9 protein-coding genes are annotated in these 13,393 nt (G+C 40.2%); 4 read left to right on the forward strand and 5 right to left on the reverse strand.

The genetic code is table 11. From position 1 onward, the window contains the following. Nucleotides 1-44 precede the first annotated feature (44 nt). The 4 genes from G585_RS0110575 to G585_RS0110590 form a co-directional block, all read right to left on the reverse strand. Nucleotides 45-1,991, reverse strand: coding sequence for an EAL domain-containing protein (locus tag G585_RS0110575; protein ID WP_022774891.1), 1,947 nt, complete (start codon nt 1,989-1,991; stop codon nt 45-47). A gap of 48 nt (nt 1,992-2,039) precedes the next feature. Then, nucleotides 2,040-2,876 carry a carbohydrate ABC transporter permease gene (locus G585_RS0110580; protein WP_022774893.1) on the reverse strand — a complete coding sequence of 279 codons (837 nt, stop codon included), beginning with the start codon at nt 2,874-2,876 and terminating at the stop codon, nt 2,040-2,042. Between the two features lie 17 nt (nt 2,877-2,893). Beyond that, a complete protein-coding gene (locus tag G585_RS0110585) occupies nt 2,894-3,817 on the reverse strand; it encodes a carbohydrate ABC transporter permease (protein ID WP_022774894.1) in 924 nt (307 codons plus the stop codon). 79 nt (nt 3,818-3,896) lie between these two features. Further along, the gene (locus G585_RS0110590; RefSeq protein ID WP_022774896.1) at nt 3,897-5,270 is read right to left on the reverse strand and encodes an ABC transporter substrate-binding protein; all 1,374 of its coding nucleotides are present in this window, start codon (nt 5,268-5,270) and stop codon (nt 3,897-3,899) included. A gap of 178 nt (nt 5,271-5,448) precedes the next feature. Between G585_RS0110590 and G585_RS0110595 the strand changes: the two genes are divergently transcribed. Continuing rightward, a complete protein-coding gene (locus G585_RS0110595) occupies nt 5,449-7,179 on the forward strand; it encodes a sensor histidine kinase (protein ID WP_022774897.1) in 1,731 nt (576 codons plus the stop codon). An 18-nt stretch (nt 7,180-7,197) separates the two neighbouring features. Next, nucleotides 7,198-8,490, forward strand: a complete 1,293-nt coding sequence (locus G585_RS0110600; RefSeq protein ID WP_022774898.1) for a response regulator transcription factor — start codon at nt 7,198-7,200, stop codon at nt 8,488-8,490. 51 nt (nt 8,491-8,541) lie between these two features. On the opposite strand, the gene G585_RS0110605 is transcribed toward G585_RS0110600, so the two are convergent. Beyond that, nucleotides 8,542-10,632, reverse strand: coding sequence for an elongation factor G (locus G585_RS0110605; protein ID WP_022774900.1), 2,091 nt, complete (start codon nt 10,630-10,632; stop codon nt 8,542-8,544). Nucleotides 10,633-10,916: 284 nt separating this feature from the next. On the opposite strand from G585_RS0110605, the gene G585_RS0110610 reads away from it, so the two are divergent. Together G585_RS0110610 and aroA are read left to right on the forward strand one after the other, a co-directional pair. Beyond that, entirely contained in the window at nt 10,917-12,014 is a 1,098-nt protein-coding gene (locus G585_RS0110610; RefSeq protein ID WP_022774901.1) for a prephenate dehydrogenase, read from the forward strand. A 17-nt stretch (nt 12,015-12,031) separates the two neighbouring features. Further along, on the forward strand, nt 12,032-13,363 hold the full coding sequence (aroA, locus tag G585_RS0110615; protein WP_022774902.1) for a 3-phosphoshikimate 1-carboxyvinyltransferase: 1,332 nt from the start codon (nt 12,032-12,034) through the stop codon (nt 13,361-13,363). The last annotated feature ends 30 nt before the right edge of the window (nt 13,364-13,393 follow it).

Consider the following 13,393-nt stretch of genomic DNA (forward strand, 5'->3'; position numbering starts at 1 on the left):
ATCATACTATCCTTTATACATTGCTGTCAAGGCAAGGTTCTTTCTTAAAAACTGCTCTTTCTGTTAAAAAACTTCTTTATTTCTTCTATAGGAGTCGGCTTGGCATAAAGATATCCCTGAATATAGTCAAATCCACGGTCTACACTGTACTGTTTCTGGGATTCATCCTCTACTCCTTCGATAAGTGTTATAAAGCCGTTCTTTTTGAAAACTTCTATCATGTAGCTGAGGATGTCGTTCATCCTGTCATCGTGAAGAGATTTATAAAGAAGTGTCTTATCAAATTTAATGGTCTTGAAAGGACAATTCATAACCCTTTCAAGTGATGAATATCCAGTGCCAAAGTCATCCAGATAAAACTGTATTCCCTCCGCAGAAAGAACTTCCATGTTTTTATTGGCGCTGTCATAGTTTTCAAACATAGCTGTTTCAGTCACTTCAAGTCTGATCTTGGATGCGTCAATGTCATATTTCTCGATGATCTCCATAAAATCTCTGTTGAGATTTTCCATAGAAAGCTCTTTTGCCGAGCAGTTAATGGATATGGCATCGAAATCATAGTATTCGTCAAAAGAACTTATGGCTCTGCAGACCTTATTAAGGATTATGCAGGTGAGCATGTGTATTGAGCCGCTGCTTTCAGCGATAGGTATAAATACCTCCGGAGAAATAAGCTTATCACCGACTTTAAGTCTCATGAGCGCTTCTGCTGATTTAAAGCTGCCGGTTTCCACGCTGTAGATAGGCTGCGCATATACCACGACTCTCTCATCATCAAGGTTCTCTCTTAGCCTTATATCCCTGATAACAGAAGATATCTCATAGTGCTCGCTAAAGCCTTTATAATCGCTTTCCTTTGTAATATAGAACTGACTGCTATTTTGGTCTACTAATCTTTTGCTTATGAATTCAAAGAACTGACGCACCTTCAAAATAGTGTCTGTCTCCGGCCTAAGTTCTCCTGCAATGATCGTGTAATTAAATGGAACATCAAGATCAACTCTGCTCTTGTCAAAGATACCTCTTATCTCCTGAATGATCTGCTTGGCTTTCTCCGGATCATTCTCCTCAAGAGTATTGACAAATTTATTATCAGACATTTTATAAAGCCTTAAAGAAGGACTTAAATTCTCAAGATTTCTGCAAATGCTGATACCATAGTACAAAGAATCAATATCTTTTTTTATAAAGTTCTCAATATCCAAAGTCTTAAGGATAACGTACACTACCCAGATTTTCTTTTTGCCCATATTCTTCATAAGATAAGCATCAAGCGCATAGATACTCTGAGTTCCTGAAAGCTCATCATACGGGACATTATGGAACAGCAAGAATCCAATCATGAAAATAGGAACATAAGTGGTGGCTGAAAAAATATAATGGGCCTTAACTACATATATCATCTGACCGATCAGGACAACAAGGCTTGCGGGAACAAAAAGACATACTGCATGCCATGTGATCCTGCTTATCTCTCGCCTGTTCAGGGCACTGGCTATAAAACATACAACAGCGCAGACAATACCCGCTGAAATGTAGTATCTGGTGAAATGTCTGATATCAATGCCGTCTAATGTAAATGTGTAGAGGCCACTGGCAGCTATCTCAATAATAATTCCAATGACGTAGATAATTGACAGAACAGCGTACATCAAAATAAACTCTTTTCGCTGATTGCGTCTCACCACCGACATCATATTTACGTAGGAAAAAATGCAGTAAAGAATTCCATTATAAACCAGTAAAAAAGAAATCAGCTGTATTCCGAATAGGTTTTTGTTGTAGTACTGATCGGGATGATTGGCTACTTTGAGAATAGAAATCTGAAAAAGAATGGCAACTATCGAAAGAATGGTGCCATTAAAAATATACTTAAAAAGAAGAGTCTTTTTAGGTCTTACATATAACATCACAAATAGCAGGAGCCCTGAAAGAAGGAGTCCTGCTATTTCACCTATGTAGTTATACTCTACAAATGATTCAATATACATATATTAATAGTAACACAAACTAAAGGATATTGGTAAAAAATAATTAAATTATCCTTTAACTGAACCTGTAGTGATTCCGGCAACAAAGTATTTCTGAAGCGAAATGAACACAATAAATACAGGTATAAGCGAAAGAACTGAAGCTGCCATGATTAGTCCATACTCAGCTGAGTACTGTGAAATAAACATTTTCAGTCCGATCTGAAGTGTTTTCTTGGACTCAGTTGTCAAATAAATGAGAGGTCCAAGGAAGTCATTCCAGGTATTAACAAAAGTAAAAATGATAAGTGTTGAAAGTGCAGGCTTTGAAAGAGGAAGCATGATTTTGGCGTATATGCCATACTCTGTCATTCCATCGATCCTGGCTGCTTCGCAAAGAGAATCAGGGATTCCCTCATAGAACTGTCTCATCATAAATACTCCAAATGCAGAAAAGGCCTGAAGTATGATAATTGCAAGGTGGGTATCCGCAAGTCCAAGGCTTCTCATGAACATGAACTGAGGAACCATGTATACCTGCCAAGGCACAGCGATTGTAGCTACATATGCAAGGAACAGCACGTTGCGGCCCTTGAACTCAAGTTTTGCAAAAGCATATGCTGCAAAGCTTGAGGTAAGAAGCTGAAGGAAAGTAACTATTAGCGTCAGCTTTGCTGTGTTAAGCGTAAACTTTGCAAGAGGTATCTTTGTCCAGATATCAAGGTAGTTCTGCCATCTTGGCTCCTTTGGAATCCACTCAAAAGGTATTACAAAAACGTCTTTGTTAAACTTAAGTGATGCTGATAACATCCATACGAAAGGCACTAACATTAAAAGTGCCAGGAGGATTAGCAGCACATAGACAATTGTCTGTCCGATAATTCTGTTTCTTCTTTTGCTTTTCACTTTTTCTATCCTCCCGATCAGTCATTAGCATAGTTCTTTTCACCCTTAAACTGGATAAGGGTAACAACGAGAACTATTGCAAAAAGAACCAGTGCTGATGCCGATGCTTTTCCAAGCTTCCAGTTTCTGAAAGCCTCTTCGTAGATATAGTAAACAAGTACCATTGCGCTCTTATTTACTACACCGTTAGAACCACCAGCCAACATGTATACGATGTCATAAACCTTAAAGCAGTTGATCGTCAGCATGATAGTCACAAAGAATGTTGTTGGTTTAAGCTGAGGAACAGTGATATGTCTGAATTTCTGCCAGGCATTGGCTCCGTCAAGTGAAGCTGCCTCATAGAGATCCTCACTGATGCCCTGTAATCCGGCAAGATAGATTACCATATAATATCCCATGTTTTTCCATACGGAGAACATGATAATAGTCAACATTACAGTACTTGAAGATGCTGCCCATTTTGAAGGTGCAACATGAAGTACATTCATAAGGAACTGGTTAACAATTCCACCTTTTGCTGGTGTAAAGAGCATATTCCATACTGCTGCTACTGCAACCAGTGATGCTACATAAGGGAAGAATGTAACTGTTCTAAAGAAATTTCTTCCTTTTATTTTCTGATTCAATAAAATCGCAAGTCCAAGTGCTATCACAAGAGTGATCGGCACAGTAAACAGGCTGTAGATAATTGTATTTTTTAGTGATGCAATGAATCTGTCATCCTTAAAGATCTCTACGAAATTCGAAAGACCTATGAATTTCATCTCATTACTTCCATCCCATTCAGCAAATGACATGAGAAGTGCAAGTACTATTGGTCCCAATGTAAATATTGCAAAACCTAGAAAGTTTGGAGCGATGAAGGAATATGCTACAAGATTCCTTCTGCGCTGTCTTTTTTTCATATTTTTTTCCATAGCGGATAGCTGTGCTGCCATGTCTTTTTCCTCTTAAAAAGGCACTTGAACTCAAGCTGCCTTGAAATTCAAGTGCCGGTTATTTTTATCTAGCTAATAATTACTTTCCGATGATTGCAGAAACGCCTTCGTTCATAGCTGCGATAGCATCATCTACGCTTACTTCTTCATTCATGATAAGATCATGCTGTTCATTAAGAACTGTCTCAATCTCAGAAGACTTGTCATTTGCAGGCATCTCAAGATATGTGTGGCTTGGTACAAGAGCTTCCTTTGAAGCTTCATCTGTTGGGAAACCATCCATTGAAGCGATAAGATCAACGATCTTGTCGTTTGTCATAGCTGGGATGTTACCTGTTGAAGCCATAACTTCTGCACCCTTCTCACCACTTACGAACTTAACGAATTCCCAAGCCATATCCTTGTTAGGAGCTGATGTAGGAATTGCAAGAGCTGTGATTGTTGAAAGAGTTGAGCCAGGCTCTACACCTTCTGCGTGAGGATACTTAACCATACCCCAGTTAGTGCAATCTGTGTACTCACCATCTTTGATCTTCTGGATAAGTGTTGCGATGAACCATGTACCCATGTTCATTGTTGCTACGTTACCCTGAGCAAATGCTGCTGAATAGTGAAGTCCCTGTGTCTTAAGTGTTGCATAATCCATGCAGACACCATCTTTCTGCTGTGCAAGAACCATCTCGTAGTAAGGCTTTGTGAACTCATAGTTGCCATCAACGATTGTGTTCTTTCCATCAAGAATACCATCAAGCTGGATTGTTGATCTCCATGTGTGGTAGTGAGAACCATAAACCTCAGCGCCAGGAGTTGTATCTGTTACGCTTCTTGCAAGCTTGTCATACTCTTCCCAAGTCATATCGTTTGTAGGATATGCAACGCCTGCTTTATCAAAGATATCCTTGTTGTAGTAAAGAACCCAGATATCTGAACGGAAAGGAAGTTCATAAAGATTTCCGTCGATTGTTACCTGATCTGTAACGCCGTTGTAAAGTGAAAGGTCAACGCCATCCTTTGAGATAAGATCTCCTAAAGGCTCAAGAACGCCCTTGTTAACAAGTGATACGTAACCTGGAACATCCTTAACTGTTACTACGTCAAAATCCGAACCAGCACCTGAAAGCTGTGTTCCAAGAACTGTGCTGTAATCTGTAGATCCAAGGTCTACCATCTCAACTGTTACATTTGGATGCTCAGCTGTGAAAGCATCGATAAGTGGCTGATAGTAAACTGTGCTTGATACATCCCAAAGTGCCCACTTAAGTGTTACAGGCTCATCAGATGTAGCCTCTGCTGTTTCTGTAGTTGCTTCCGCAGCAGGTGCCTCTGTTGCTGCCGGTGTTTCTTCCTTTGCAGGTGCCTCAGCTTCAGGTGCCTGTGAAGCACTTCCGCATCCAACGATGCTTGCTGCGATCATTGAAACTGCAAGTAAAGAACTGATAATTCTCTTTTTCATTTTTTGCCTCCCTTTTAATAATTGCTACCCCATTGGCAGTTTTTTGTTTCTATAGAAATTGTAGCAAAGCCTCTTATTTCCAAGAATGTACATTCTTTAACATTTATTGGTAAAAAAATGCAATTTTTTTATATAAAATTGTATTTTCTTTATTTTTCCTCTGCTCTAATATATATCTATGCGTAAAAATAGTCATTCAATCAGATTAAAAATTGTCATATGGGCAGTGGGTCTGTCTCTTGTTCTTGCCTTATTTATAGCTACAACAAGTTACATTCTCTCCATGCGCTATTTAAAAGAAAATCAGCATCAATCAGCCCTGACCAACATCCATGTCCTTGGAAACAACATAGATTCCAACATCAATACAGTTATGACTTTTTCTAACTGGATATGCCTGGACAGTACTATCAATAACTACGTCCAGTCTGTAGCTGAGACCTATACCGAGGACAAGATTCTTGGCAGAAAGCTTTCCATGATGACCTGGAATCACTTAAACAATGAATTCAATATAGTCGGAGTCAGAAATTACGTTGACCGCGTAGTAATATCCACTATTGATGGCAAAAATTTCCTGCAGGACATCGCAGGGGGCGGTGCATCAAGCAGTTCAAGCACTCCTCAGATGATTATGGCTTCAAGTTTTTATGAGCCTCTAATTTCATCTCCGTCCTTTAGCTGGTATGGAATATGTAAAAATCCAATGTCCAAAAGTGGCAACCCTCCTATCATTCCAATTATCAGAGCAATTTACAAGGCTGATTCCTCTGAAGTTCTGGGCTGGGTCTATATGGACATCCCTGTATCTGTGATAATAGATTCTCTAAAAAGCTTTGTCTTTGAAAATGATGATGCTCTATATCTTACATTTTCCGAAGGCGTATCCTACCGATATGATGGCAGGTCTTTTGTGAAAGACTCACTTCCTGCCGATCTTGTAACCTACACTTTGCCGGAAACCGGATGGAAGCTCTCATATCTGCCATCAGAAAGCGTCCTCAAAGCCCGAATGAAGCTGTATCTGGCACTGATCATACTTATATTTACGGTCATTCTTTTTGCAGGAATAATTCTTTCTCTTTCCCTGCACAGGATCATTACAAAGCCAGTATCCAAGCTAATTGACAGACTTGATCAGATCGGACTTGGCGATTTTTCAAGAGATTCATCCATAGAATGGCCCAACGAGCTTGGTGAGATTGGAATAGGAATCAACAGCCTCTCACAGAACGTCTCCGATCTTATGGAAAAAAGAATTTTAGATGAAAAGACAAAACACGACCTGGAATACCAGGTTCTGCAGTCCCAGATAAACCCTCACTTTTTGTACAACACTTTAAATACAATAAAGTGGATGGCAACGATTCAGGGCTCAGAAGGCATCGCAGACATGTCAACTGCCCTCTCCCGTCTTATGAAGAATATCGCAAAGGGAACTGAGAGTGCTATTTCTCTGAAGGATGAGTTTGCCCTATTAGATGACTATTTTACCATTATGAAATACAGGTATGGCGGGACTATTGAGCTGGAATACGAAACTGAGGATGAAGCTCTTTTACAATGTAAAATAAACCGCTTCTCTCTCCAGCCGATCATAGAGAATTCCATATTCCACGGAATCGAGCCAAAGGGAAGCGCTGGAAAGATTGTAGTCCACACCTATAAAAATGATGATAAGCTTTTCATTGATGTCACTGACAACGGAGTCGGCATGACTAAAGAAACTATTGATAATGTCCTTAGCGGCAAAGCCAAGTCATCCAACGAATTCTTTAGACAGATTGGTGTCAGCAACGTAAATGAAAGAATCAAATATACTTTCGGCGAAGAATATGGAATGCACATAACAAGCGAAGTTGGATTCTTCACAACTACCACACTTATTCTTCCACTTAAATATATGTAAAAGAGATCAGGAGTTTTTATGTACCGAATACTAATAGTAGATGATGAGCCCTTGGTGCAGATTGGGCTTAAGACCATGATTGCCAAGGATCATTCCGACAACTGTGAAATAATTGGAACTGCTTCAAATGGGCAGGAAGCCTGGGATATGATCTGTAATGATACTCCGGACATTGTCATTGCAGATATTAGAATGCCCGTAATGACCGGACTTGAACTGCTTGATAAGTGCCACAAAAAATACGGAAATACTCCGGCTTTTATCATGCTCACAGCCTATGAAGAATTTGAAATGGTAAGACAGGCTCTTGTATGTGAGGCAGTTGATTACCTTGTAAAAATAGAGCTAAACTCCGAAACTTTGACCTTTGCTCTAAATAAAGCAATCCAAAGAGTTGATGAATCAAATCCTGTAAGAAAAGCTTCTATTCCAAGCGAAAGTTCTCTCGAAGACCTCAGGCAGAAGTTTTTGATAAAATTGTTCAACCACCTGATCACCTCTGAAAGTGATCTTACAAAAGAAACAAAGGCTCTGGATCTCAAGCTTGATTACAACAGGTATATTGTAGTGTATGGCGAAATCAAGACGCCCTCTCCTGCACTCTCTGACTCATCAAGTGATGCTATTGGAATATATTCATCAAGTATAGGTATGGCAAAAGAGATAATATCCCGCCACGCGCCTTGCCAGATAGTATCCATAGACCCTACGCACTTTGCTATCATCTTCCTTTTTAATGAAGAAAAACCTATTGCTTCAATAATGGATCTGATCACTGAGGCACTTGAAAACGCCAGAACCATGATCACAAGCTACTTTAAGACAACACTTACCTTTGGTATAGGAAGCGCTGTATCAACACCGCTTGACATAGCTGTTTCTTTTGACGAAGCAAAAACAGCCCAGTCCCAGTCTGATTCTGCCGCACCAATAAGACTCTTTAGCCACATCGTTGGCAGCAACAGGCGCTCAGGAAAAGACAAACTGATCTTTACCATACAGCAGTATATAGACAGCAACTTAAACGGCAAACTCCAGTTAAATGAAGTAGCTGAAGTATTCGGACTATCTCCCGCTTATCTGTCAGTTCTTTTTAAGAAGACAACAGATACCGGTTTCTCCGAATATGTTTACACCAAAAAAATAGATAAGGCAAAAGAAATGCTCTTATCAGGCGATATGAAAATATATGAAGTTGCAGATGCCCTTGGATTTGAGTCGGCCTACTATTTTTCCAAGGTCTTTAAAAAAGTTGATGGCCACTCACCAAGGGAATATATCCAAAATAAAAGCGAAGGTCAGTCTTTCTGAATAAAAAAGAGGATGAAGAAAAGCTCTTCATCCTCTTTTTATTAGTCCTTATTATTCTTCTGAGTTTGCTGCTGCAACCTTATCTGCTCTGTCGGCAACTTCTTTTGCCTGAACATCTGATGGTGCCTGCTCATATCTGTTAAACTCATACTCATATTCACCGCTTCCACCTGTCATTGAGCGAAGCTGAGTGTTATATCCAAAGAGCTCCATCATAGGAACTTCTGCTTCAATAACCTGCTTGCCTGTAAGAGAAGGATTCATGCCGAGCACTCTTCCTCTTCTCTTATTGAGGTCTCCCATTACATCACCGGTATATGAATCCGGAACTGTAACCTTAAGAGAAACAATAGGCTCAAGGAGTACAGGAGAAGCATCCATGAAACCTTTCTTGAATGCGCCTGATGCAGCTACTTTGAATGCCATTTCTGAAGAGTCAACCGGATGATAAGATCCATCGTAAAGAACTGCCTTAACGCCTACTACAGGATAAGCTGCAAGAGGTCCTCTCAATACTGACTCAGCAAGTCCCTTTTCAACTGCCGGGAAGTAGTTCTTTGGAACTGCTCCACCAACAACTTCCTGCTCAAATACATATGGAGTAGTTGGATCTCCTGAAGGCTCAAAGCGCATCTTTACATGTCCATACTGGCCATGGCCACCTGTCTGTTTTTTATACTTGTACTCAACATCAGATTTCTTTCTGATCGTCTCTCTGAATGCAACCTTTGGCTTTGTGAGATCGATTGCAACCTTATACACATTCTGAAGCTTACTCTGGATAACCTCAAGATGCATATCACCGATACCATAAAGAAGTGTCTGGCGGTTTTCTGCATCGTTAACTACCTTAAGTGTCTGATCCTCAGCTGCAAGCTTAGCAAGAGACTGAGAAATCTTATCAATATCTGCCTTGTTCTGAGCATGATATCTCATTGCTGTATATGGAGTTGAAATATCCATCTTAGCGTACTGAATAGGATTAGCCTTTGTTGAAAGGGTATCTCCTGTTGCAATCTCAAGCTTCTGGAGTGCGCCAAGATCTCCTGCGTGAAGCTCAGGAACTTCAGTGGTCTTATTGCCCTGAAGAATATAGAGCTTACCAATCTTAACTTCAACATCCTTATTGGCTACATACATAAGATCATCAGGTTTAATGACACCTGAACGAACCTTGATAAGTGAGTACTTACCAATAAAAGGATCGATCATTGTCTTAAATACAAAAGCTGTCTTTGGCTTTGAGAAGTCGAAATCTGCTTCGAAAATCTCATTAGTACTTGTATTGATGCCAGCCATCTTGCGATTCTCAGGACTTGGCATGTACTTAACGATATCATCAAGAAGTGTGTAGATACCCTGGCAGAGAGTACTTGAACCCATTTCAATAGGAACTATACTTCCATCACATACATTACCTCTTACAGCCGCTCTTATCTCAGCTTCTGAGAATGTATCACCATTAAAGTATCTCTCCATGAACTCTTCTGAAGTCTCAGCAACAGATTCAAGAAGTGTATCTCTAAAGAGCTTAAGGTTCGCCTGGTTGTATTCCGGAACCGGACACTCTACAACCTCTTTTCCTTCCCATCTAAAGCCCTTTTCCTGAATAACGTTTACATATCCAACAAACTTTTCATTCTCACGGATTGGCAGGTTAAATGGAGCCATTTTCTTACCGTATTTGTCAGTAAGATCCTGAACTACCTGTCTATAAGAAACATCATCGATATCCATGTCAGCTACAAAGAACATACGTGGAATCTTGTACTTTTCGCACATTTCCCAAGCCTTCTCTGTTCCAACTTCGATACCAGCCTTACCTGAAACAACGATGATCGCTGCATCAGCAACACTGATAGCTTCCTCAACTTCACCTACAAAATCAAAGAATCCCGGAGTATCCAGAATATTGATCTTGTGACCATCCCACTCGAGAGGGATAGTTGAAGTACTGATTGAGAAGTGACGCTTCTGTTCTTCCTTATCGAAATCACTTAAAGTGTTTCCATCTTCTACCTTCCCCATCCTTGATGTAAGTCCGGCAAGATATCCCATAGCCTCTGCTAAAGTTGTTTTGCCAGCGCCACCATGTCCAAGCAGTACTACGTTTCTAATCTTGTCAGTTGTGTAAACGTTCATATCTTGTCCTCCAGTCGCATTATTTTGAGGAAATCCCAAAGCACTATTAATTTGTAAATGTGAAAAAGTATTGAATTCCCCCAAAAGATTTATAAGGATATTTTACTAAAAATAATGCACCATAACAAGTATTTGTGTTATTTTTGCACAAATATCTCATTATAATGTGGGTCTTATATCTTCAAGGCAAAAAACGGTAAGAATCATGCATGAATAGTATTGTTTTTCACACGTTAAAGTGATATAGTGAAATGAAAGACGCTTTCTTCGGGGGAATTTAACTAATGTCATTTAATAAATTTGGATTTTTAGGACTTGGTCTTATTGGTGGTTCTATTGCAAGAGCCATCAAAAAAAATCATCCTGATTCTTTTATAGTAGCTTATACACCACACAAAGAAACCGTAGACAAGGCTCATGACGAAGGCATTGTAGATATGCCTGTATATGAGATAGGAAAAGATTTTTCTGAATGCGATATCATCTTTTTATGTGCTCCGGTAGAAATAAACAACGATAATCTTGAAAAACTTGTTCCATTTTTAAATGAGAATACATTACTCACTGATATCGGCAGCGTTAAGACCGGTATTCATGAGAAGGTAAAAGAGCTTGGCCTTGAAAAGCAGTTTATCGGCGGTCATCCAATGGCTGGTACAGAACGCATAGGTTTTGGCAATTCCAAGGCATCTCTTTTTGAAAATGCCTACTATATTCTCACAAAAACAGAGAATACAAATGAAGAGAAACTACAGTATTACTATGAACTGGTAAAAGAAATAGGTGCCATTCCTCTGGTGATTCCTTACATGCAGCATGATTACATCACTGCAGCCATAAGCCACGTTCCACATGTAGTCTCTGCAAGCCTTGTGAATCTTGTCAGGAACAATGATTCCGAGGACCAGCTGATGAAACTCATCGCCGCAGGTGGATTTAAGGATATCACAAGAATATCCTCCTCTTCTCCTGTTATGTGGCAACAGATCTGCACTACAAACTCATATAACATTTCAGATTTGCTTTCAAAGTACATTGATTCACTTATCGATATCAAGCTCGCAATTGATGAGCACGACAACGATAAGCTCTTTGACTTTTTTAGCTCAGCCAGAGAGTACAGAGAATCCTTCATAGAGACCAGCAGCGGTCCTATTATGCAGACCTTTACTATCCACGTCGACATCGCTGATAAGCCCGGTAATCTCGCAAGGGTGGCAACTCTTTTATCAGACAATGATATCAATATCAAAAATATCGGCATAGTCCATAACAGGGAGTATGAACGAGGAACTCTTCGTATAGAGCTGCATGACCAGACCGGAAAAGATGCTGCATTAAAAATACTTAACGAAAACGGATATCCCATCAGAAACAGCTAATTCAAAGGAGAAGCAACATGATAGCGTTAGAAAAAGCAAAACACCCATTAAAAGGTGACGTTTTTGTTCCAGGCGACAAGTCCATATCTCACAGAAGTATCATGTTTGGCGCTCTCGCTAAAGGAACAACAGAGATCACAGGCTTTCTTAACAGTGCTGACTGCCTTTCAACCATCGACTGTTTCAGAAAACTTGGCATCAATATAGATCACACAATACGCCCTACGAACGGCGTTCCAACCATCACGGTGCATGGCAATGGTCTTCAGGGCTTAAAGGCCCCATCTGAAACTTTATACACAGGAAACAGCGGTACTACTACAAGACTCATGTCAGGTATTCTTGTGGCACAGCCTTTTGATTCCAATATCACAGGTGATATGTCCATAGAAAAGCGCCCCATGAACCGCATTATAAAGCCTCTTTCGCAGATGGGAGCTGATATTTCATCTCTCATGGATAATGGCTGCGCTCCACTCGTTATTAAAGGAGGTAAGCGCCTTAGAGGCATAACCTATAGAAATCCAATCGCTTCAGCTCAGGTAAAATCTGCTATTGTACTGGCAGGTCTCTATGCTGACGGCGACACTGTAGTTTATGAGCCTGCACTGTCACGAAATCACACAGAGACTATGCTCACAATGTTCGGAGCTGACATTCACAATGAACTTGCAAGAGATGGAAGTGCCGCAGCAATACTGCATCCCGGCATGCCACTTCATGGCATTAAGATAAATGTCCCTGGAGACATCTCTTCTGCTGCTTATTTCATGGCTGCTGCTCTCATGGTTCCTGATTCTGAGCTTCTTATCAGAAATGTAGGTATCAACCAGACCAGAACCGGTATCATTACTGTACTCAGGCAGATGGGAGCTGATATCACTCTTCTTAACGAAACCAATGACAGCGAGCCAAGAGCCGACATACTTGTTAAATACAGCGAGCTCCACGGAAATGAAAACGGCATTTTTGAAATTGGCGGAAAAGACATACCGACTATGATAGATGAACTTCCTGTCGTTGCCGTTGTTGCTGCCACAGGTAACTTTGATACCATAATAAAAGATGCAGCAGAGCTCAAGGCAAAAGAGTCTGACAGAATAGCTACTGTAGTTGATAACTTAAAGGCTATGGGATGCGACATAGAAGCAACAGATGACGGCATGATCATCCATGGAGGAAAACCTCTCCACGGCGCTGACATTCATTCACATGATGACCATCGTCTTGCTATGTCATTTGCTGTAGCTTCACTTGCTGCAACAGGAACCACAAGAATCCTCGATGATGGCTGTGTAGGAATCTCCTATCCATCATTTTTCAAAGATTTTCAGACAATAATTAACTGAAAACAGAGGGAAGAAAGAGGGACGGTTCTT

It is taken from the genome of Butyrivibrio sp. AE2015, from assembly GCF_000420825.1.
GTDB lineage: Bacteria > Bacillota > Clostridia > Lachnospirales > Lachnospiraceae > Butyrivibrio.